Annotated in this window: 22 protein-coding genes; 10 read left to right on the top strand and 12 right to left on the bottom strand. The window is 35.2% G+C overall.

What is annotated here, in order from left to right:
- Window positions 1-90 precede the first annotated feature (90 nt).
- The gene (locus Q0W04_RS02810; protein WP_298500152.1) at window positions 91-2,091 is read right to left on the bottom strand and encodes a minichromosome maintenance protein MCM; all 2,001 of its coding nucleotides are present in this window, start codon (window positions 2,089-2,091) and stop codon (window positions 91-93) included.
- Between the two features lie 129 nt (window positions 2,092-2,220).
- Here Q0W04_RS02810 and Q0W04_RS02805 point away from each other — a divergent pair, with 129 nt between their 5' ends.
- A complete protein-coding gene (locus tag Q0W04_RS02805) occupies window positions 2,221-2,640 on the top strand; it encodes a hypothetical protein (RefSeq protein WP_298500149.1) in 420 nt (139 codons plus the stop codon).
- On the opposite strand, the gene Q0W04_RS02800 is transcribed toward Q0W04_RS02805, so the two are convergent.
- Window positions 2,637-3,272, bottom strand: coding sequence for an RlmE family RNA methyltransferase (locus Q0W04_RS02800; RefSeq protein ID WP_298500147.1), 636 nt, complete (start codon window positions 3,270-3,272; stop codon window positions 2,637-2,639). The genes Q0W04_RS02805 and Q0W04_RS02800 overlap by 4 nt on opposite strands.
- Window positions 3,273-3,274: 2 nt before the next feature.
- Complete coding sequence (locus tag Q0W04_RS02795; RefSeq protein ID WP_298500144.1) at window positions 3,275-3,805, bottom strand: metallophosphoesterase; 531 nt, start codon at window positions 3,803-3,805, stop codon at window positions 3,275-3,277.
- A 116-nt stretch (window positions 3,806-3,921) separates the two neighbouring features.
- On the opposite strand from Q0W04_RS02795, the gene Q0W04_RS02790 reads away from it, so the two are divergent.
- Window positions 3,922-5,013, top strand: coding sequence for a formate--phosphoribosylaminoimidazolecarboxamide ligase (locus Q0W04_RS02790; protein ID WP_298500141.1), 1,092 nt, complete (start codon window positions 3,922-3,924; stop codon window positions 5,011-5,013).
- Between the two features lie 8 nt (window positions 5,014-5,021).
- On the opposite strand, the gene Q0W04_RS02785 is transcribed toward Q0W04_RS02790, so the two are convergent.
- The 3 genes from Q0W04_RS02785 to Q0W04_RS02775 are packed head-to-tail and all read right to left on the bottom strand — an operon-like array spanning window position 5,022 to window position 8,542.
- Window positions 5,022-5,492 (bottom strand): hypothetical protein, encoded by a 471-nt coding sequence (locus tag Q0W04_RS02785; protein WP_298500139.1) that lies wholly within the window; start codon window positions 5,490-5,492, stop codon window positions 5,022-5,024.
- Window positions 5,493-5,510: 18 nt separating this feature from the next.
- Entirely contained in the window at window positions 5,511-5,885 is a 375-nt protein-coding gene (locus tag Q0W04_RS02780; RefSeq protein WP_298500136.1) for a DUF5518 domain-containing protein, read from the bottom strand.
- 59 nt (window positions 5,886-5,944) lie between these two features.
- Complete coding sequence (locus Q0W04_RS02775) at window positions 5,945-8,542, bottom strand: ATP-dependent helicase (protein ID WP_298500133.1); 2,598 nt, start codon at window positions 8,540-8,542, stop codon at window positions 5,945-5,947.
- A gap of 274 nt (window positions 8,543-8,816) precedes the next feature.
- Between Q0W04_RS02775 and Q0W04_RS02770 the strand changes: the two genes are divergently transcribed.
- Window positions 8,817-9,587 carry an SDR family NAD(P)-dependent oxidoreductase gene (locus tag Q0W04_RS02770; protein ID WP_298500130.1) on the top strand — a complete coding sequence of 257 codons (771 nt, stop codon included), beginning with the start codon at window positions 8,817-8,819 and terminating at the stop codon, window positions 9,585-9,587.
- A gap of 204 nt (window positions 9,588-9,791) precedes the next feature.
- Window positions 9,792-10,637 (top strand): HEAT repeat domain-containing protein, encoded by an 846-nt coding sequence (locus Q0W04_RS02765; protein WP_298500127.1) that lies wholly within the window; start codon window positions 9,792-9,794, stop codon window positions 10,635-10,637.
- On the opposite strand, the gene Q0W04_RS02760 is transcribed toward Q0W04_RS02765, so the two are convergent.
- On the bottom strand, window positions 10,638-11,465 hold the full coding sequence (locus Q0W04_RS02760) for a carbon-nitrogen hydrolase family protein (RefSeq protein WP_298500124.1): 828 nt from the start codon (window positions 11,463-11,465) through the stop codon (window positions 10,638-10,640).
- A gap of 45 nt (window positions 11,466-11,510) precedes the next feature.
- Window positions 11,511-12,233 carry a PsbP-related protein gene (locus Q0W04_RS02755; RefSeq protein ID WP_298500121.1) on the bottom strand — a complete coding sequence of 241 codons (723 nt, stop codon included), beginning with the start codon at window positions 12,231-12,233 and terminating at the stop codon, window positions 11,511-11,513.
- Between the two features lie 98 nt (window positions 12,234-12,331).
- On the opposite strand from Q0W04_RS02755, the gene Q0W04_RS02750 reads away from it, so the two are divergent.
- The gene (locus tag Q0W04_RS02750; protein ID WP_298500118.1) at window positions 12,332-12,811 is read left to right on the top strand and encodes a hypothetical protein; all 480 of its coding nucleotides are present in this window, start codon (window positions 12,332-12,334) and stop codon (window positions 12,809-12,811) included.
- Here the strand turns inward: Q0W04_RS02750 and nucS are convergent.
- Window positions 12,808-13,590 carry an endonuclease NucS gene (gene nucS / locus Q0W04_RS02745; RefSeq protein WP_298500116.1) on the bottom strand — a complete coding sequence of 261 codons (783 nt, stop codon included), beginning with the start codon at window positions 13,588-13,590 and terminating at the stop codon, window positions 12,808-12,810. The two genes, Q0W04_RS02750 and nucS, sit on opposite strands and share 4 nt — an antisense overlap.
- A 154-nt stretch (window positions 13,591-13,744) precedes the next feature.
- Between nucS and Q0W04_RS02740 the strand changes: the two genes are divergently transcribed.
- The 4 genes from Q0W04_RS02740 to Q0W04_RS02725 all read left to right on the top strand — a co-directional run bounded on the left by Q0W04_RS02740 (window position 13,745) and on the right by Q0W04_RS02725 (window position 17,083).
- On the top strand, window positions 13,745-14,662 hold the full coding sequence (locus tag Q0W04_RS02740) for a homoserine acetyltransferase (RefSeq protein WP_298500113.1): 918 nt from the start codon (window positions 13,745-13,747) through the stop codon (window positions 14,660-14,662).
- Window positions 14,652-14,927 carry a DUF5750 family protein gene (locus tag Q0W04_RS02735; RefSeq protein WP_298500110.1) on the top strand — a complete coding sequence of 92 codons (276 nt, stop codon included), beginning with the start codon at window positions 14,652-14,654 and terminating at the stop codon, window positions 14,925-14,927. The genes Q0W04_RS02740 and Q0W04_RS02735 overlap by 11 nt, the downstream gene beginning before the upstream one ends.
- A gap of 146 nt (window positions 14,928-15,073) precedes the next feature.
- Complete coding sequence (locus Q0W04_RS02730; protein ID WP_298500106.1) at window positions 15,074-16,066, top strand: hypothetical protein; 993 nt, start codon at window positions 15,074-15,076, stop codon at window positions 16,064-16,066.
- A 75-nt stretch (window positions 16,067-16,141) separates the two neighbouring features.
- Window positions 16,142-17,083 (top strand): alpha/beta fold hydrolase, encoded by a 942-nt coding sequence (locus Q0W04_RS02725; RefSeq protein ID WP_298500103.1) that lies wholly within the window; start codon window positions 16,142-16,144, stop codon window positions 17,081-17,083.
- 31 nt (window positions 17,084-17,114) lie between these two features.
- On the opposite strand, the gene nadA is transcribed toward Q0W04_RS02725, so the two are convergent.
- Genes nadA through rnz form a run of 3 tightly spaced genes read right to left on the bottom strand, consistent with a single transcriptional unit; the run spans window position 17,115 to window position 19,690 of the window.
- A complete protein-coding gene (gene nadA / locus Q0W04_RS02720) occupies window positions 17,115-18,032 on the bottom strand; it encodes a quinolinate synthase NadA (RefSeq protein WP_298500100.1) in 918 nt (305 codons plus the stop codon).
- Window positions 18,025-18,783 (bottom strand): mechanosensitive ion channel family protein, encoded by a 759-nt coding sequence (locus Q0W04_RS02715; RefSeq protein ID WP_298500097.1) that lies wholly within the window; start codon window positions 18,781-18,783, stop codon window positions 18,025-18,027. Before Q0W04_RS02715 ends, nadA begins: the two co-directional genes overlap by 8 nt.
- Before the next feature lie 4 nt (window positions 18,784-18,787).
- The gene (gene rnz / locus Q0W04_RS02710; RefSeq protein WP_298500094.1) at window positions 18,788-19,690 is read right to left on the bottom strand and encodes a ribonuclease Z; all 903 of its coding nucleotides are present in this window, start codon (window positions 19,688-19,690) and stop codon (window positions 18,788-18,790) included.
- A 68-nt stretch (window positions 19,691-19,758) separates the two neighbouring features.
- Here rnz and nadC point away from each other — a divergent pair, with 68 nt between their 5' ends.
- Window positions 19,759-20,586 carry a carboxylating nicotinate-nucleotide diphosphorylase gene (gene nadC / locus Q0W04_RS02705; protein ID WP_298500091.1) on the top strand — a complete coding sequence of 276 codons (828 nt, stop codon included), beginning with the start codon at window positions 19,759-19,761 and terminating at the stop codon, window positions 20,584-20,586.
- The last annotated feature ends 4 nt before the right edge of the window (window positions 20,587-20,590 follow it).

Genomic DNA, 20,590 nt, shown 5'->3' with positions numbered 1-20,590 from the left:
CACTTTTTTAATTTAAAAAATTAATTTAAAAAAAGAATGATGGTCGGATAAGAAAAATTATCCAACATGATTGAATGTTACATTAAATTATTATGCCCGTTTAAGATATCCTGTTACAGGAACATAAATCAATCCTTTTTGATTTAAGTTTCTAACAAATTCTTCAACCTTTTCTTCACTCATATCGTATTTTTCAGCCATATTTGTTTTTAAGACATTGAGTGGGGCCTGGTCTCCAAATTCCTCTTCAAGAAGGCCTATTTCTTCCATTACTCTTTGCATTTTTTCTCTCTCGGAAGTAGGTGTTCTTCCTTCCATGACCTCGATATCTATTTCTCCGGTTTCAGGGTCAACTCCCACCTCTTTAAGACAGGCCATTTGGAGTCTTACTGCTTTTTCAGCATCTTCCCTGTCGACAGTATCCTTAAGTTTGATTTTTGCACTTGCTTCTGAAAGACGGATGATAGCTTCGAGCTGTCTTGCTGTAATTGGGACAGGGGCCTGTTCTTCCTTATTGCTGTTTCTTGTACTTACATAAAATTCTCTTAACACTTCATTTGCTTCATCAGTTAAAACCGGATTCACGTTCTTACGGGCGTAAGCAATATATTTTCTAAGCAATTCAGGTTCAATTTCATAATCAACGGTATTGGATTGGTGTATTTTCAAAATGTGTTCCGCTAACTTTGAATCTCCTTCTACACTAGGTTTGTCTTCTACAACAAAAATCAAATCGAAACGGGAAAGAATAGGTGAAGGCAAGTCAATCTGCTCTGCAAGTACTTTGAAACGGTCAAATCTTCCAAATTTAGGGTTTGCCGCTGCAAGAACGGAACATCTTGAGTTTAATGTTGCCATTATTCCTGCTTTTGCAATACTTACAGTCTGCTGTTCCAATGCCTCGTGAAGTGCGGATCTGTCTTCTGATCTCATTTTGTCGAGCTCGTCAACACAAACGTTACCCTGGTCCCCAAGTACCAATGCACCTGCTTCAAGGGACCATCCTCCAAGTTCATCCCTTACGGCAGCTGCAGTCAATCCTGCACCGGTTGTACCTTTACCACTTGTGTAAATACTTCTTGGAGCTAATTTTGAAACGTATTTAAGCATTTGGGATTTACCGATACCAGGGTCCCCTACGATGAGAATATGGATATCTCCCCTAAGTCTTGTTTCATCTTCAAGCTGTTTGGCAGCTCCTCCAAAGAGTTGCAGTGCAATAGCTTCTTTTACATCCCTGTAACCTCTGATGGATGGTGCTGTTGATTTAATAATTTTTTCGTAAATGTGAGGGTCCTGTGACAGTTCGATGATTTTTTCTTCATCCTCTTCGGAAAGCTGAAGCTCTTCGAATTCCTGTTCAAGCGGTTCGATGTGGTTTACATAAATGTAGTTTTTGAATTTGCCGCTTCTCTCTTCTCTGAAGGTTTTAAGCGTTCCGGTTATTCTTACCTTGTCTCCGGGATTTAATTTGTCCACCAAATCATCTTCCAAAACCATCAGCATCTGTTTTGGTTCGGTTCCTCCGGATAGATTTTCCAAAGGCTCCTGCATTCTTGCTGTTTGGGTATCAATGTATTTTGATTCCTCCTGAAGCAATCTAAATGATCTTCCACCACATTCACTACATAAGGAAGGTTCTATAATTCTGTTTCCGGAACTTTGCTCCACTTCATGTAATCTCATACATCCCCTACATTCAAAAACACCTGTTTCAATACGTGGCCTGATTTCGTCTGTTTTTCTGACGATACCGTCTGCTGCAACAAATGTTCCGATATACTTACTCAAAAGTGTCTTTAACGGAATTATGTTGGACAGATTTTCAAAACGGATATTGATGTCTGCATCCTTTACAAGTGGGTCAATATTTTTTATTGCAGTTTGCGCAGCTTCAATCACTTCTTCCGGTTTATCTATTAACAAGTCCGCCAAATCAGGATCAAATATTTCCAGGGTGTTGTAATCTACAGTAAGTGATCGTTCATCGGGATATGTTTCTAGGATTTCAAATACATCGTCTTTGTAGGATGTTGCGAAAAATTCTTCGAATTTTCTAATAGATGTTTGAGATTTAGTAGTGGAATTCATTATCTATATTATTAATATTTCATACTTTAAAAAATATTGCATTGCAAATTTCATAGGCAAAGAATATATACTAAAATTAATAAATTTAATAGTTACTAAAAAAATTATTTTATTAAATTTGGGATAATTATGAGGAAATCAAGATTAAGCTTATTCAAATCTACTTCTATGTTAATTTCCGTTGTTGGAATTATCATGATAATATCAACAATCGTAGTTGTAGCTTATGTAGGATATAGTATGGTTTCATCAAGCATTACAAACGAAATATCCTCTGGAACTCAATATGATGAGCTTGCAGAGTTGAAAGCATCATATAACAATTTATCCGCTAAATTTGACAGCATTAAAGCCACATATTATGCTGGCAGTTCAGATGATATCCAGACATATAATAATGCTAAAATAGAGTTGTCACGGGCGGATTCTGCTATTCAAAATGTGCAGAGTGCTCTTGATGCGGGCAAGCCATCCAATGAGGTGGACAGCAGGATTGAGTTTGCAAAAGAAAAACTTAAAACAGCTGAAGATGCATACAATAGCCTTTAATTTTTCTTTTCTTTTCTATTTTTTTTAGGTTTGTATCCAAGTCCCACAACATACATTTCAGAACTTTTTTTACGTGATGATGCTGGTTTTGTAGTTTTGACCTGTCTGAATTTTCCTTTAAGGGAATCCAGCATTTGTTTATATTCGGGTCCCTGAAATACCTTCATGACGAGATTTCCCTTTTCCTCGAGGATGTTTTCAGCTATTTCAATAACCACATTTATCAAATCGATTGACCTCAGCTGGTCTATGTTTTTTATTCCGCACAGTGATGGAGACGCATCAGACATTACGACCTTTGCCTTTCCTCCAATGATTTCCATAATCTTTTCCTGTACTTCAGGTGTTGTGAAATCTCCTCTTATTCCATAATAATTCTCTTCGGGAAATCTTTTGAATCTGTTGAGGTCGACTCCAACCACAATTCCCTCTTCTCCGACTTTTTCAAGGGCGACTTGTGACCATCCTCCCGGTGCGGCTCCAAGGTCAACTACGGTATTTCCTTCCTTTATTATCTTGAATTTCTTATCTAGCTGTTTAAGTTTATATGATGCTCGTGAGCGATAATCCTCTTTTTTTGCCTGTTTATAGTATGGATCTTTATGTTTTTCCACTTGCCATCTGCTTCCCATTTTCAATCCCTCTTGTATAATTCGAAATTAAGTGCACTGCATACCGGCGCTCCGATTTTAACGATTTCCACATCAACTTCCCTGTCGTTTATTTCAAGAAGCATCACAGTTCTGTCTGCAAGCCTTGGAACTATCGGGCTTCCAGGATTAATCAACAATACTCCATCTTCCTTTTCTATTTTAGGTTGATGTGAATGTCCGCTAACTAAAATGTCAACATTAAGTTCTTTTGCCAAATACACCAACTGTTGTGTATCGGCTCTTGGATATACTTCTCCATGTATAATTCCAATTTTCAATCCTTCAGCTTCAACAATTTTTGCCTTGGGCAGATCAATTCCATTTGCTCTGTCCATATTTCCCTGAACTGCCATTACGGGAGCAATCTGCTCCAGCTCATCAATAACTTCAAGTGAAGTTAAATCTCCTGCATGCAATATCAAATCAACATCACTAAATGCATCCAATACATTTTGGGGTAGTTGTTTTGCCCTATCGGGAATATGTGTGTCTGAAATCAATCCGATTAACATTTTTATCTTTTCCTTAATTATTCAATATTACTAATATTTATTCTCATATTAAATAAAAACTCTTATAAATTCAGAAAAATATATATAATATTATCATTCTTTTAGGAGAAGATATAATGGGAGAAGTTAAAAAGGAAGATATTTTGGATATTTTGGCTAAATATGACAAAAACGAAATAACAATAGCAACTCTTGGAAGTCACACTTCCTTACACATCTTGCAAGGTGCTAAGGAAGAAGGGTTTAGAACAGCTATTGTTTGTGAAAAAGGTCGTGAAGTTCCATATCAACGTTTTGGTGTAGCTGACGAATACATTATCGTTGATGAATTTAAAGACATTGTTAATGAAGATGTTCAACAAAAACTTAGGGATATGAATGCAATTGTGGTTCCTCATGGATCTTTTGTCGCATATGCAGGACTTGACAACGTTGAAGACAAGTTCAATGTTCCTATGTTTGGAAACAGGGATGTACTTAGATGGGAAGCTGAAAGAGATAAGGAAAGAGCACTTCTTGTTGAAGGTGATGTAAGGATACCGTTCAAATACAACGACCCTTCAGAAATTGACAGGCCTGTAATGGTAAAGTTCCCTGGTGCAAGAGGTGGAAGAGGTTACTTTGTAGCATCCTCTACTGAAGAATTTGATGCAAAAATTGAAGCTATGAAAGCACGTGGATGGTTAGAAGACAGTGATGTTGAAGCAGCACACATAGAAGAATATGTTTCCGGTTGTAACTACTGTATACACTATTTCTACTCAGCACTTGACGATACAGTTGAATTAATGGGTATGGATACAAGATATGAATCCAGTATTGATGGATTTGTAAGAATGCCTGCTAAAGATCAATTAGACATTGATTTAAGCCCATCTTATGTTGTTACCGGTAATCACCCTGCCGTAATCCGTGAATCCTTACTCCCTCAGGTATTTGACATTGCTGATAAATTAACAGAAAGTGCTAAAAAATTAGTTGCTCCTGGATTAAACGGTCCATTCTGTATGCAAACTTTAGTAAATGATAATCTGGAAGTAATCTGTTTTGAAATCAGTGCAAGAACTGATGGTGGTACCAACACATTTATGGATGGTTCTCCTTACTCCTACCTGACTTACGGCAAACCGATGAGTATGGGTAGAAGAATTGCACTTGAAATTAAAAATGGTATAGAAAGAGATGAATTAGAAAAAATAATAACATAATTTTGTTATTATTTTTTAAATATTTTATCTACATAAGATGTTTTTTCATTTGCTTTTTTAACATTAGCTTTTTTATTTTTTTTATTTTTATTTTTGTTTTTACCAATGTTCTGTTTTTTCTCGAATTCTGCTTTTGCTTTTTCACGGCTTTTTCTGGTCCATGCACCAACAAAACCAATGAGAGCTCCAACAATAAGAATTAAAGCTGTCAATACTAATATTCCATTTTCAGTTATGAAATAACCGCTAGGCTGACCCATGTATCCTTCTAAAAATAGTATCACGATTGGTGTGGATGCCAGGGCTCCAAGTATTGTTCCTAGTGTAAGGTTTTTCTGTCCATATCCTGCGTATAAAAGTCCTATTGCTGAGAATGGGTAAAACCAATCCCAATATTGCCAGCCAAATAGTGTAAATCCTGCAGCTATTGCTGCTCCAAATACTACAGCTTTAAAATTTATATCCGGTAAACCGTTCATATTAATATCTCCAAAAAATTAATCTCTGTCTTTGGAGGCTATTGCCCCTCCGATAGCTCCAGTAATTCCCATTACAATAGCATAATAAATCAATTCATTCACAACAGCAAATAAACTGGTAATTCCTGATAATGTAAATCCTGTAAGACCTCCGAAAATTCCATATAAGCTACCGCCAAATGTTACAGTTATGATGAATAATACTGCTCCAATAATTGTGCCCAGCGCCCCTGCAACCGCAGCATTCCATAGGCCTCCCAATGTGCCTGAATGGGCAATGTAACCAGTTATGAATCCTACAATTAAAAGGCCTACAAATTCATACTTTGCAAAAAATGCCTGCACGATTACGGCGAGTATAAATCCTATTGTAACTGCACTCCATTTGGTCATGAATAATCACCTTGAATAATTATTGTTTAATTATCTTAATAAATATAGTTAATTGATTTTCAGTAGATGTCTTTTAGCTTATCTTTAATCTGGTCAAGAATTGCCATATGCATTCTTTTTGTAAACTCTCCCTTATCGTTTTGATTTAACACGTCAAGATATCCCTGTGAAACTAAATTGAATGCAAATGGGCTTGGAATAACGGTATTTATGGTTTTTATTTCCATTTCTTCTCTGTCAATCATTTCAATTACTTTCAGAGCATTTTTAATGTCCATATAATCTTCAAGAGCCTCCCTTCGGGCTTCTTTTAGGATTGAAAAATTGTCATCCATGTCCTGTACAAATTTAAGCAGGATTTTTCCACGTACCTGCTGGCGGCCGACGGATTTGGATTCTCCTTTGTAATGTCTGAGGGTCATGAGTGATCTTCCGGCACAATGTCTGAATCTGGAAGCCAATGTTTCGGTTTTATTCAGTGATCTTGTCAGAATGTTTTCAAAGTTTTCGGGAGTTAATTCTCTGAATGCTTCAAGGCCTCCGATTTTGCCGTCTGAGCTTAAGTAAAATCCGTTGTCCGAAATGGAAATTGTGACGTTGATGTTGTATCTTTGAGCTACAACATATGCAACGGCACGTGATAGTGCATCATTGACTTTTCTTCCAAATAATGAGTGGAATATCACAAAACGCCTGCCTCCAAATCCTTTGTAGTATTCAATCAATAACTTTTGATTGCTTGGGATTTGGGCATATTTGAACTGTTCAACAAAATATTCATAAATGGAATTTGCCGCAAAGTCATCTACGTATAAATATTCGTGAATGAATTCCATAATCTCTTCCTTGCTTCTGCGGTATCTGAATTTAACGTCCATGTGTGCCCGGAATCTTTGGATGTCCATTGCAAGGTCAAAGGCCAGTGGTAGCTGTTGTGAAAACCATGAGGGGATTGTTGGGGGTCCGCTTGCGGGAGTAACATTGATTGTCATTCCCTTTCCATAGTTGAATCTGTAGGTTCGCCCTCCCAGAACGAACGTATCTCCCTTTTTAAGCCGTTCCATGAATACTTCTTCAATTTTACCTACTGTTTCACCATCACATTTCACCAATACTCCTGATGAATCGGGGATTGTTCCGATATTTGTTGAATAAAGCATTCTTGCCAGTTTTCCACGTTTTCCAAAGGTATTTTCCTTATAATCTATCCATATTTTTGCATAAACGTATCTCTCTTCCAGTTCAGGATATTCTCCGGCCATGTAGCTTAAGACATCTTCGTAATCGTCACGTGTCAGGTCTTTATAGCAATAGCTTTTTCTTATCACGTCAAAGGCGTAGTCTATATCCCATGGATTTTCAATACTCATTCCGTAGATGTGCTGAGCCAGAACGTCCAGACAGTTTGTACGGATTGAAATCTTGTCGATTTTTCCTTCTTTGGCGTTTTTAAGCAAAACTGAACACTCGACCAAATCATCCCTGTCTGTAACTATAATTTTTCCCCGTGACTTTTCATGGAGCTTGTGTCCGCTTCTTCCAATTCGCTGAAGGGCTCTTGCAACTGATTTGGGTGAATTAATCAGGACAACCAAATCAATGTATCCGATATCAATTCCCAACTCTAAGGATGTGGATGATACAACGGCTTTTAGTTTTCCTTCCTTCAGTTTGTTTTCGGTTTCCAGTCTGACCTCTTTTGAAAGGGAAGAGTGGTGTGCCATTATATTCTTGTCACTGTAATGCATCGGATACATTTTCTTTAAGTTATAAACAAAACGTTCCGTTCCGCTACGTGTGTTTGTAAAAATCAAGGTCGTTTTGTTATCCCAAATCAAATCATCCAGCAGATCGTACATTCCGAGTTTCGTGTCCTCTTCATCGGCAAGAACAATATCGCTTACAGGACACATCACTTCCATGTCCAGTTCCTTTAAATAATTTATATTAACGATTTTGCAGTTTCTCTCGACACCGTATTCATAACCTGCCAGAAATCTGGCAACTTCCTCAATCGGGCTGACCGTTGCTGAAAGCCCGATTCTGGTGTATTGTCCAATTAGATGTTGCAGACGTTCAAGCGACAGGCTTAGATGGACTCCTCTTTTGTTTTCAGCCAGGGAGTGGATTTCATCAACAATAACGTATTTCACGCCACTTAGCTTTTCTCTAAACTTTGGAGCGACCAGTAAAATTGATAGTGTTTCGGGGGTGGTGATTAAAATGTGGGGTGGTTTTTTAAGCATCTTTTGCCTTTGGTATTGTGAGGTGTCTCCGGTTCTCACTGCCTTTCGGATTCCCAAATCACGGCCTGCGATTTCCTGAATTCCTTTTAAGGGTTCGTCCAAATTCTTTTCAATATCATTGTCAAGTGCTTTTAGTGGTGATATGTAAATGCAGTAAACCTTGTCTTCTAACTTGTCTTCACTTGCAAGTGTTGTTAGTTCGCTTATGATGGATAAAAAAGCTGTCAGTGTCTTTCCCGAACCTGTCGGTGATGAAATTAAAATGTTGTTCTTTTTGTGGATGTCAATGATTGATTTTTTCTGAGCAGGGGTGAAATCCTCAAACTGTGAATCAAACCATTTCCTGACCCAAGGGTGCAGGATTTTAAAAATTTGTTTTTTGGAATATGATTTGGTCTGTTCTTCAATCATTTTTACCACTCATTTTTACTAATTTGTTAATCTATTTTTTAATTTTTTCATTTTTATGCTTTATTATTGTGAAAGTATAACTTTTGCAGTATTTTTTTGATATTTTGGAAAATTTTTATCAAATATTCTATTCACTTTGTTCCCGATTTTTTATTATATCCTAGATATTTATAACTTATTTTGAACAATAATTGGAAAATCATATAATAATAGTTAAATAGTTTGGTATTTTATATATTTATACATAGGCTTATTGCCTTAGGTGGTAAAAAACATGAAAAACTATTTTGACATAAAAGACAAAGTTGCAGTTATTACTGGTGCTTCTTCTGGTCTTGGTTGGCAAATTGCTCAAGCATACGCAAGCCAAGGTGCAAAATTAGCATTATTTGCAAGAAGAGAAGAAAGATTACAAGAAAACGTTGCTGAAATCGAAAAAGAATTTGGAACCGAAGTAATGTATGCAGTATGTGACGTTGGTGACTACGACAGTATCACTGCAGCAGTTGCAAAAACTATGGATGCATATGGAAGAATCGACATTTTAGTTAACGCAGCAGGTATGGGAAACAACAAAATGGTTACCGATCAGTCCAATGAAGAATGGGAAAGACACATTCACATTGACTTAAGCGGTGTATACTACATGTGTAAAGCTGTTGGAGAAATCATGATTGAACAAGAATATGGTAAAATCATTAACATAGGTTCAATCCACTCAAGAGTAATCTTCCCTGGTGGAGGAATTAGTGCATACTCCTCAGCTAAAGGTGGAGTAATGAACTTAACCAAAAACTTGGCTGTTGAATGGGCAAAATACAACATTACCGTAAACGCTATTGGTCCTGCAGTATTTGAAACAGAATTAACCGTTGATTCAATTGAAATGGAAGGATTCATGGACCTTATTGCAGCTTACTGTCCTGCTGGCCGTTTAGGTCAACCTGGTGAATTAGATGGTATTGCAATTTATCTGGCATCTGACGCATCCAGTTTCTGTACAGGTCAACTAATCTGTATTGACGGTGGTTGGACAGCAATTTAAATAAGAGAATCTTTCTCTTATTTTTTACTTTTTTTAGTTTTTCTTACATTTAATTAATCGTTGTTTTCATTAACATTCGCTTTTTTGATTTCTGAACTTGTTTTGAAGTGGGGATATATATCCAGTAATTCCGTTAACCTTAAATTGCAGATTTCAATCGTTAATGTTTGAATATTTATATAACTTGAAGACTAACCTATTACTATGTCAAATTTAAATTTTGAAGATGCTATTAACAATTTATCAAGTGATGATGTTAAAGTTAGAAAAGAAGCTATCGAATCATTGGTGGGCATTAGTGATGAATCTGCTATTGAACCATTAATTAAAGCCACTACTGATGAAAATGCGCAGGTCAGATTTAAAGCGGCCGAAATTTTAGGAAGCATGGGTGATGTAGCGGTCGATAAATTAATTGATGAATTTAAAAATGCTGACGGAAAGGATAAAAGATTTTTAGCATTTGCACTTAAAGAAACTGAAGATAAAAAAGTCATTCCTTATTTTGTCGAAGCACTTGATGATGACGACTTTGGAGTTAGGAAAGTTGCTGTACGTGCTTTAGGCGAGCTTCAGGCTGAAGGCGAATTGGAAAACATTGCAAAATGTCTTGAAGATGAAGATTGGGGTGTAAAATTAGCTGCAATTCAGGCTTTAGGAGATCTTGCAAGTGATGAAGCTATTGATTTAATCAAAAAGGCAAGAAAGGGTGAAGATGATAAGGACTTTAAGAAATCCTGTAACAAAGCAATTAAAAAAGCTCAAAAACGCCAAAAGGCAAAGGCTTCAGGGGAATCGGTTGTAAAGGTTATTCCAATGAGTACCATTAAGGAAATGGAAAAGACCAATCCTCAAAAAGCAATTAAAGAATACGAAAGATATGTTGAGGCAAAACAGGCCAAAGATGCACCATATAAAAGATTATGTGTTCTTTACAGAAAAGCCAATGACTATGAAAATGAGGTCAGAGTCATAGAAACTGCAATTGAAGTATTTGATGGCACTAAAAAAGTCGATTACTTCAAAAAAAGATTAGCTAAGCTAAAATAGTTATTTTTCAATGACTTCGTAGAGATCTTTCCTTTTGTTTTTCAGAAGTGGAAGTTCCTCTCTTACTTTTTTTATTTCATCCAATTCAATTTCTGAAATTATCAGTTCTTCTTTTTTGCCGGCTTTATCAATAATTTCTCCCCAAGGGTTTGTAATAATTGAATGGCCGTAACTGTGATAGCTAGCGTTTTCATTCAATGCAGGTGCAACACCAACACAGAATACCTGATTGTCCAGTGCTCTTGAGCGGAAAAGCAACTCCCAGTGTGCCGGTCCGGTTGTCATGTTGAATGCTCCTGGATAGAATAATATTAACGCTCCCTTTTCCACTATGATTCTTGCAAGTTCCGGAAAGCGAATGTCATAACAGATTCCAATACCTATTTTTCCAAATTCAGTATCTGCAACAGTAAAGTCGTCTCCTGCTGTTAAAACATCAGATTCCTTAAAGGTAATCCTGTCTTTAATGTCAATGTCAAAAAGATGCATTTTTCTATGCTTGGCTATTATTTCACCTTTTCTGTTAAAAAGATAGGATGTATTGTGCAGATTGTCATTGTCCTTTTCGGGAATTGAGCCTGCAAGGATGTATGTATTATTTTCACAGGCCAGTTTTGAAATTAAATTCAATGTTTCGCTGGTGTTTTCTTCTTCCTGATATTCAATGAATTTATCATTGGAATAGGGGCAGTTAAACATTTCGGGCAAAACAATAAAATCGGCATTTTCAGCTGCACTCTCACCAATCATGGCGCTGGCTTTTTTTAAATTTTCTTTTTTGTCATCGACAACATTCATTTGACAAAGAGCAAGTTTGATTTTAGTCATTTTAACACTTAAAAAATAGAAAAAAGTATGATGATTAAATCATACTTATTTGATGTCTGCGGAATTTATCACACCGTTTATAGAATCGGATGTGATTGAGTTAATTGAATCTCCACTAATTTTGAAAACATACAATTTACCGTCAGTAAACATTGAAACATATCTGGTGTAGTTTCCATCAGCATTTTCCAAAATAATGTTTGATGCATTTCTACCGTCTAATGTAATGGTTTCTAAAAGTTCAAGAGCATCTCCATTATCTAAAGCATGACTAATTCTATCTTGGTTGATGTCTTTAAGGGAATTAGCACTGCTTGTGATATTATAATGCTCAATAATTGTATTATTTTCATTTTCGAAAAATATAGCGGTTTCATGGTCTGAATCAGTCATATTAATAGGTTGCCAACTTTCAGGGTATTTAAATGAAAAATCCCCTGCATTATATTCAACCGCATTGCTGGATTGAATTGTCGGGCCATTGTTACTATTTGATCCAGTAAGGACAATTCCACAAATTACAATTAAAGTTATAAGCAATATTGTTCCAATAATAAGTTTTTTTTCTTTAATAATTTCGAGTGTACTTGGTTCATTGGAAGTTTTTTTAACTTTTGGTTTTTCTTCTCGCCTTACTTCAGGGTTCTGTTCGAAGATACTTTCTTTCTTGCGAACAGTAACTTTTGGTTTTGGGAATTTATATCCGCAATTTCCACAAACAGGAGCACCGTCATAACTTGGATTTCCACATTCAGGACATTTTTTCACAGCTTAACCTCCATTGAAATTTACATTTTTATAAACTAATGTATATTTATAATAATGTTTTTATTTATATAAAAATATATTTATATGCGTGTGATACAATGGACGACAAAGAAATTATTAATGTTGATGATATAAATTATGCTATTTACAAAATCGGAAATTGGAAAAACAACTATGAAATCAATCAGATTGGATTGTCCAGTGAAATTCCAGTAACAAAAAATACTTTAACTCATGTTAAACTGTCTATGGAAGAAATAAGACATTCTGAATTTTCAATTTCAGATAAAAAAGTTAATGGTTTTGTAGCAATTGCGATGCAGTTAAATCCTAAAGTTCAGGAAATGGAATTGGATGACATTATTGCTTTGGAGGAAAAGGAATTTGAAAATATCTCCAAAGAATTGGATGAGCTTGATTTGATGGCTGATGGCGAGACAATCCCTCTTGAAAATGAAGATTATCTTATCTATAAGTTGGAGAAGAATCATCACGTAACATCTTCAATTCCCGCTAATGAATTTACAAAGGAATTCTATAAAAACGAATTGAAAAAAATTGAAGATGCATTAGACTAAAATGCATCCAACGTAACTTTTTTATCTCTTTTTAACTCGCGGGGAGGTTCAATTGACACGAATTCAATGCCTTCTTCCTCAATCATCTCCTGAGCATCGTCCATAAGGGATGGTGCAACAAGCAAGCCCCTTATTTTTTTCTTTTCGGCTTTGCATTCTTTTAAATAATCATTGTCTGTGTTTTCAAAGTCCTGAAGATATCTTTTAAGTTGTTTTACTGCAGTAACACCTGCTTTTCGAGCTTTAAGTTCCAATATCATCAGGTTATTGTCGCTGTCCTTTCCCAAAATGTCAATAAATCCGTGCTCGACACTGTACTCTCTTGCAGTAGGTGTAAAACCCTCTTCAATCATATGGGGCTTTTCCATTATCATGTCGCCCATGTCCTTTTCATATCCTGCCTGTTCGAGCTCTTCAAAGTCTTCAATATTAGCGTAATTGATGAATTGAATGTGTCTTATTTCAACTGTCAGCAACTCTTTTGGAGTTCTTCTGTGGCTTTCTAAAAACAGGTTGTCATTTTTGATGTATGTTCTTGTTTTTGATTTAGGAGGTTGCCAGTTGACAGGTTCCACTTTCTTTTCCTGATGGATTAAAAATGCTCCATCTGGTTTTATCATTATTATACGTTCTCCCCAGTTAAGTTCGCTTAATGCACGACCTTCATAGTTAACCTTACAGCAGGCAAAAATAACAATTGTTGCCCTTTTTCTTAACGCTTCATGAACCAAATCGTATGCATCTTCACAATCGGGTTTTTCTAAAATTTTATATTTCATCACAATAACATTGTTTAGTTTAATTTAAATATTTTGTTTTTTAGATAGTTAATATAGTTTTTAAGGAGGGATTTATATTTTTGATGAAGAATTTTTTGATGAAAACAGGCAGGAATTCATAATGGATTCATTCGAATTTCAAAATGGGGAAGTTTTGAGCGACGTCAAGGTTGAATACATGACTTACGGGACTCCAAAATATGATGAAGATGGATTTATTAAAAATGCAATAATCTACTGTGCAGGTTCTTTAGGCTCATTTGCCGGAATCAATAAAATTCTGCCATTAAGCTTTAAGGATTGTCCCTTTGACAGTGATAAGTATTTTTTTGTTTCATTGACTGCTTTGGGCTCATCAGGTTCATGTTCCCCATCATTAACTGGCTTAAAAAATAAATTCCCAAAATATACAATGCTTGATGTTGTCAATTTTCAAAAGCAATTTCTGGCAGAAAAGTTTAATATCAATCACATTTTAGGTTTGATAGGCAATTCCATGGGAGGATTTGTAGGTCTTACTCAGGCTATTGAATATCCTGACTTTCAGGATTTTATCATTTGTGGTGTAAGCAGTTATAAGGTTGCAGGCCATGACTATATTCTGTCCAGATTCGTTGATGAGATTATAACATCTGATCCTGACTATGCAAAAGGAGAGCTGACTTATTCATTAATCAGAACATTAAGAATAGCTTGTCTTGCGGAATTTAACTTCGGACTTTCCAAAGAGGCTCTTAGGGAAAAATCCAATGAAGAGTTGAGTTTGGAATTTGAAGAGTTTGGAAATGAGATGATAGAATCTGACATTTATGATTTGAAGTATTGCAATGAGGCAAGCATGAATTTCAATGTTGAAGATGATTTGGATAAAATAAAATCAAAGGTTTTGATAATTGCATGCAAACAGGACCCTCATTTTCCGCCGGAACTTGATGGCATTCCAATGTCTGAAATGATTGATGACTCTCAGTTGATTGTAATGGATTCAGAACTTGGTCATTTATGCTTTAATGAACTTGAAAATATTTCATATGAATTAAAAGACTTTTTAAGTGATTTTGATGATTGTTAAAATAGTTGATTATGGCAAGGTTGGAGACAAAAATTTCATCGAATATCATGCATTGGGACTGTCATTGAATCAAATGAATTTCTTGAATGACAATTTGGATGATGAGACTGAAATTTCTGGTGATGTCTTGAAGTTGAAGATGTATTTTGAGGATAATCTGTATCCTTTCCAAAGTGATGTTGCCCAGTTTAGGTTAGATGATTTCATTGCTCGTGAAGAAATTGAAATGAATGTGTTTCTGTCAAGTTTTTTAGAGGACCTGTAAACATCAATATTGAATATTGTTTATTTTTTTTTAAAAATTAGTGATTTTGTACATATTTTTTTTATTTTTTTGTTTATTGTAGATAGTTTTATATATGCTCAAAATCAGACATTATTATAATAATAATTATTTGGTAGGGTGTATTAATGTTTCGGAATAATGACTCAATTTTAGGATATGGCAAACATATTTTAGAGGAATTTGAGTTTGAGAATGGACAGGTTCTTAAAGATGTTGAAGTCGAGTATTCCATTTACGGCACTCCGAAATATGATGAAGATGGCAGGATAATAAATGCAATAATCTATTGTCATAAATATAATGGGAATTATTCCTCTTTTCTAGATGAATATCATCTTACAGGTAAAGGAGAACCGTTTGATGAAAAGGAATACTGTTTTATTTCCATAACTACCTTAGGTTTTCCGGAGTCCTGTTCACCATCATCCACCGGTTTAAAACATAATTTTCCAAGTTACACCCTTAAGGATAGGGTCAATTTCAAAAGGCAATTCTTAAAAGAAAAATTTGACATGGATAAGGTTCACGGAATTGCAGGGCGAGGATCAGGAGGATATGAGATTTATACCTGGGCCTGCGAATATCCTGATGAAATGGACTTTTTAATAATCGGAAACAGCTCCTATAAAACCAACGGTTACAGATATGTTATTTCAAAAGCTATAGAAAGCATTATAGAATCAAATGATGATTTCTATAATGAGATGTACAGCGAAAACATATCTAGAATAATGGTTTCAATTTATAGGTTATTGTATTCAAACTATTTCACAAAACAGATTTTTCAAAAAATGTCAAATGATGAAATCGATGTGTTGATGGATGACTTTGTGGATGAAGGTTTATTTACTGATATTTATGACTTTAAATATAGGAATGACTGTGTCTTAAATTATAATGTTGAAGATAAATTGGAAAACATCAAGGCAAAAGCAATAATCATCAGTTCAACCGATGATTTGTATTATTCTCCGGAATATGATTCAGTTCTGCCGGGGAAATTAATCAAAAATTCTAAAGTGATTTTAGTTGAATCACAAAAAGATCCTAGTGGTTATGAGGATTATTCTCCTTTTATTGATGACTTCCATGAATTTTTAAAGGAGTTCAAGCAATAATTTTCATTGGATTATATGCGTTAAGGTGGGGATATTATTACTTTTTCATTCAATCTGGATTTCGGCAATCATGTAATGGATTCATTTGAATTTGAATCAGGTCAGGTTCTTGAAAATGTAGCTGTGGAATATGCAGTTAGCGGCATTCCAAAATACGATGATGGTGGAAATATAACTAATGCTGTTGTTTATTGTCCACATATTTATAGCAGAAATTCAATTTTGGCGCAATATCACAATCTAATTAAAAATCAGGATTTTAATAAGGATGATTATTTTTTTATAAGAATTTTTCCGCTTGGGGTTCCGGAGTCATGCTCTCCATCCTCAACCGGTTTGAGGCATAATTTTCCTAAATATACCTTTAGGGACCGTGTTAATTTTAAAAGGCAGTTTTTAGCTGAAAAATTCAACATCAATCATCTTTTTGGTTTGGTTGGTGAAGGTTTGGGCGGATTTGAAATATACACCTGGGCCTGTGAATATCCGGATGAAATGGATTTTATCATTGTTTTAAATTCATCCTTTAAAACATATGCTCAACGTTATATTTTAGCTAAATGTATGGAAAACATTATTGAATCCTGTGAAGATTTCTATTTGGAGGGATATAGCTCTTCCTTTTCGAATGTATCTGTTTCAATTTTCAGGCTATTATTTTTAGGTTATTTGCCGGATAAGGTTGTAAAAAAGTTATCCAATGATGAGATTGATGCATTGATGGAAGATTATGTTGAAGATGGATTATTCATGGATATTCATGATTTCAAATCTAGAAACGATTGCATTTTGGAATATAATGTTGAAGATAAATTGCCAAATATCAAAGCCAAGTCATTAATTTTAGGAATTGGAGGGCATGTGTTTTTCGACCCTAAAGATGATATGATTCCATTGGAGAGCCTAATTGAGAATTCCAAAGTATTTGTTTATGACTCTTCAAAGGAAAATTATTATGATGATGAAATTTTGCCTGAAATGGGTATGGAAATACTCTCATTTTTAAGTGATTTTTAAGATAAAAAAAGTTAAAAGCTAGTTGAACTAGCTATTTTGATGCTTCAAGCATGTGTTCAACGGCTTTCCTTGATTTGTCTGCAACTTCTTTTGGTAAAACCACTTGTGGTTCTTCATTTATGAGGGAGTCTCTTACTTTTTCTAGAGTGTGCAATTTCATGGTTTCACAAATTGCCCCTTCAAGTAAAGGATATAATTTTTTGCCAGGAACCTCAGAGTTGATTCTTGTAATCATGTCAATTTCAGTTCCGATAACAAATTCTTCCTTATCGCTTTCTGCAATGTGTTTTAACATTCCTCCGGTGGACATTACCACATCGCATGCTTGTTGAACTTTTATATCGCATTCGGGATGGCAGATTATTTCTGCATTAGGATATTGCTCTCTTTTAAGTTCAACATCTTCGACATGGAATAATCTGTGGACATAACAGTGACCATCCTTAGGGACAGGAATGATTTCCTTGTCAAGCCTTTCTGCAACATGTGTTCCCAAGTTTTTATCAGGTCCAAATAAAATTTTGTCCTGCGGTAAGCTTTCAGTTACTTTAACAGCATTAGCTGATGTGCATAAGGTGTCTGCATGCTGTTTTGCTTCGGCAATACTGTTAACATAAAGGATAACTCCAGCATCTGGGTGTTCTGCTTTTGCTTTTAGCAATTCCTCTTCAGGCAGCATGTGTGCCATAGGGCATTCCGCTTCAAGTGTTGGAATAACAATTTTTTTATCAGGATTTAAGATAAATGCAGTTTCTGCCATGAAATCAACTCCACAAAAGATTACTAAATCTTTATCGTCGATTTCAGAAGCTTTTATACATAATTCAAGGGAATCTCCTAAAAAATCAGCTATTTCCTGAATTTCCTTTGGTTGGTAATTGTGTGCAAGTATTATTGCATTTTTTTCATTTTTTAGCTTTAAAATTTCTTCTTGAATTGAACTACTCATTATTTTCACCCATGTTTTTTATGCATTTTCTAATGTCGTTTGTGATTTTTAATTTATATTTGTCTTTATCATTTAAATTTTTTACCCAAAATGATACTTTTAGTCTGGTTTCTTCAAATTTTATTTCGTTTGAAAAGACTTGTGGTTGTGGATTTTTAGCCAAATCATCATATTCATTTATTTTTTGGATAATGTTTTTGCTAAATTCTTCAACATCCACATCTAAAGGCATTCCCACAATAATGTCTACCCTATATTTTTCGGGAGGTTTGAATTGCAGATAATATTCGTTTGTCAATGTTGAGTTTGGAACGTGGCTTTTAACGCCTAAGTCATCAACTATAACTGTTGATCTAAGAGAAATTCTCTCAACATATCCCTTTTTGTTATTCACCTCAATTGTATCTCCAACTTTGATACTTTTTCCAATGATTAAAAGTATTCCTGAAAACAGGTTTGAAATAATGTCTTTTGCCGCAAAACTCACAGCGATACCTACAATACCTAAACTTAAAAGAGTTCCTGCCAGATTGATTCCAAAGAATTGTAAAATCACCATCAATGCAATGAAATAGATTATGTAGTTTATCATATCTCTTATAAGATAAACTATTGTCATGTTTTCGCTAAAACGCTTCATCTTATTCATTATAAATGCAATCAGCCTTGTTATTAATGTGGTCACTACAACCACTATTAAAAAATAAACAAGGGTCGTTGCAGGGTCATTGTATATTGTTGGAATGATCATAGTATCATCTTATTTTAATCACGTCAAAGTCTTTGGCCAATCTTGAATTTTCAAATACTTCCTTTGCTTCTTTTAAGATTGTCTTGGAGTATTCTTCGCCATATCTTGTACTTATGTGGGTTAATATCAATTCTTTTGAGTTGGATTGTTTGGCAATATATGCCGCATCAACTGATGTTGAATGGGCATGCTCTTCGGCATTTGAATTGTCCTCTTTGGAAAATGTTGATTCATGAATGAGGCAAGTGCTGTCCTTTGCAAATTCAATCATTTCTTCACAGGGTCTTGAATCACCAGAATATGTGATTTTTATGCCTTTTCTGGGTTCGCCAAGAACCTGTTCTGGTTTGATGATTTTTCCATCAATTTCAACTTCCTCTCCATTGTGCAGTTTTCCAAATGCGGGACCAACAGGAACGCCAAGTTCTATGGCTTTTTCCCTTAAAAATCTTGGTTTTTTCTTCTCTTCAATTGAATATGCAAGATTTGGAACATTATGCCTTACTAATTGTGATTTTATGATATATTCTTCGGTTTCCTCTACAATTCCTGACTCAATCTCAATAAACTCTACTGGAAAATCAATTTTACAATATCCTAGACTATATATGGCATTTTTAACTTTTTCCAAACCTTTCGGGCCATAAATGGTTAATTTTTCTTCCCTTCCAAGTAATCCCAATGATTGCAGCAATCCCGGAAGGCCTAAAATATGGTCTCCATGGAAATGGGATATGAATATTTTTGATATCTTCATCGGACTTACTTGTGTAGATAACATTTGTCTTTGAGCACCTTCACCGCAATCAAACAGGAATACCTCTCCAAATCCTTTAAAAGCAATTGAAGCCTGATTTCTTGTTATTGAATGAACTGCAGATGATGTTCCTAAAAATATAATTTCCATATAATCACTTAATTTATATTATAAGATAACTATATATCTTTAATAATTATTAACTTTTAGGTGATTTTTTGGACAGGATTATTGAATATATGTTGGCTGAAGATGAGGGATTCGGTGATGTTACTTCAAATGCCGTTGTTGAAGAGGGTATGGAAGTTGGCGCACATATAGTTTCAAAAGATAATGGTATTTTAGCCGGTATTAATATTATTCGAGATTTATTTGAGGAACATGGGGTTAAAGTTAGCTTTTGGCTGGCTGAAGGAAGTAAAATATCCGAGGGGGATTTGTTAATATCTCTTAGAGGTGATGCTAGAATCATTCTGCTTCTTGAGCGAACTGCCCTGAATTTGCTGATGAGGATGAGCGGTGTGGCCAGTGCGGCCAACAAGTATGTAAAAATGGTTGAAGATTTTGATGTTAGGGTTGCCGGAACTCGTAAAACCTCTCCGGCTATCGCCAAATTTGACAAATACGCTTTGGGTGTTGGCGGTGCGGATACCCACAGGTTAGGTCTCGATGACATGGTTTTAATTAAAGACAATCATATTGCAACTTGCAAAACACCTCTGGAAGCTCTTCTAAAAGCAAAAGCCAATGTAAGCTTTTCTAAAAAAATCGAAATTGAAGTGGAAACTTTGGAGGATGCTGTGGACTGTGTAAAAAACGGTGCAGACATTGTAATGCTTGATAATATGTCTCCGGATGAAGTAAAAAATGTACTTGACAAACTTGATGAGTTAAACATTCGTAAAAATTCATTGATTGAAGTGTCAGGTGGCATTAGCGAAGATACTATCCTGGATTATGCTGAATTGGGTGTGGATATCATTTCTATGGGCGCACTAACACATTCAACAAGAAGTCTTGACTTTAGTTTGAAATTGGATGGATGATTGT

The organism is uncultured Methanobrevibacter sp., assembly GCF_947170395.1.
Taxonomy (GTDB): domain Archaea; phylum Methanobacteriota; class Methanobacteria; order Methanobacteriales; family Methanobacteriaceae; genus Methanocatella.
Note: the sequence above shows the minus strand (reverse complement) of the source record. Positions and strands in the feature narration are given on the sequence as shown.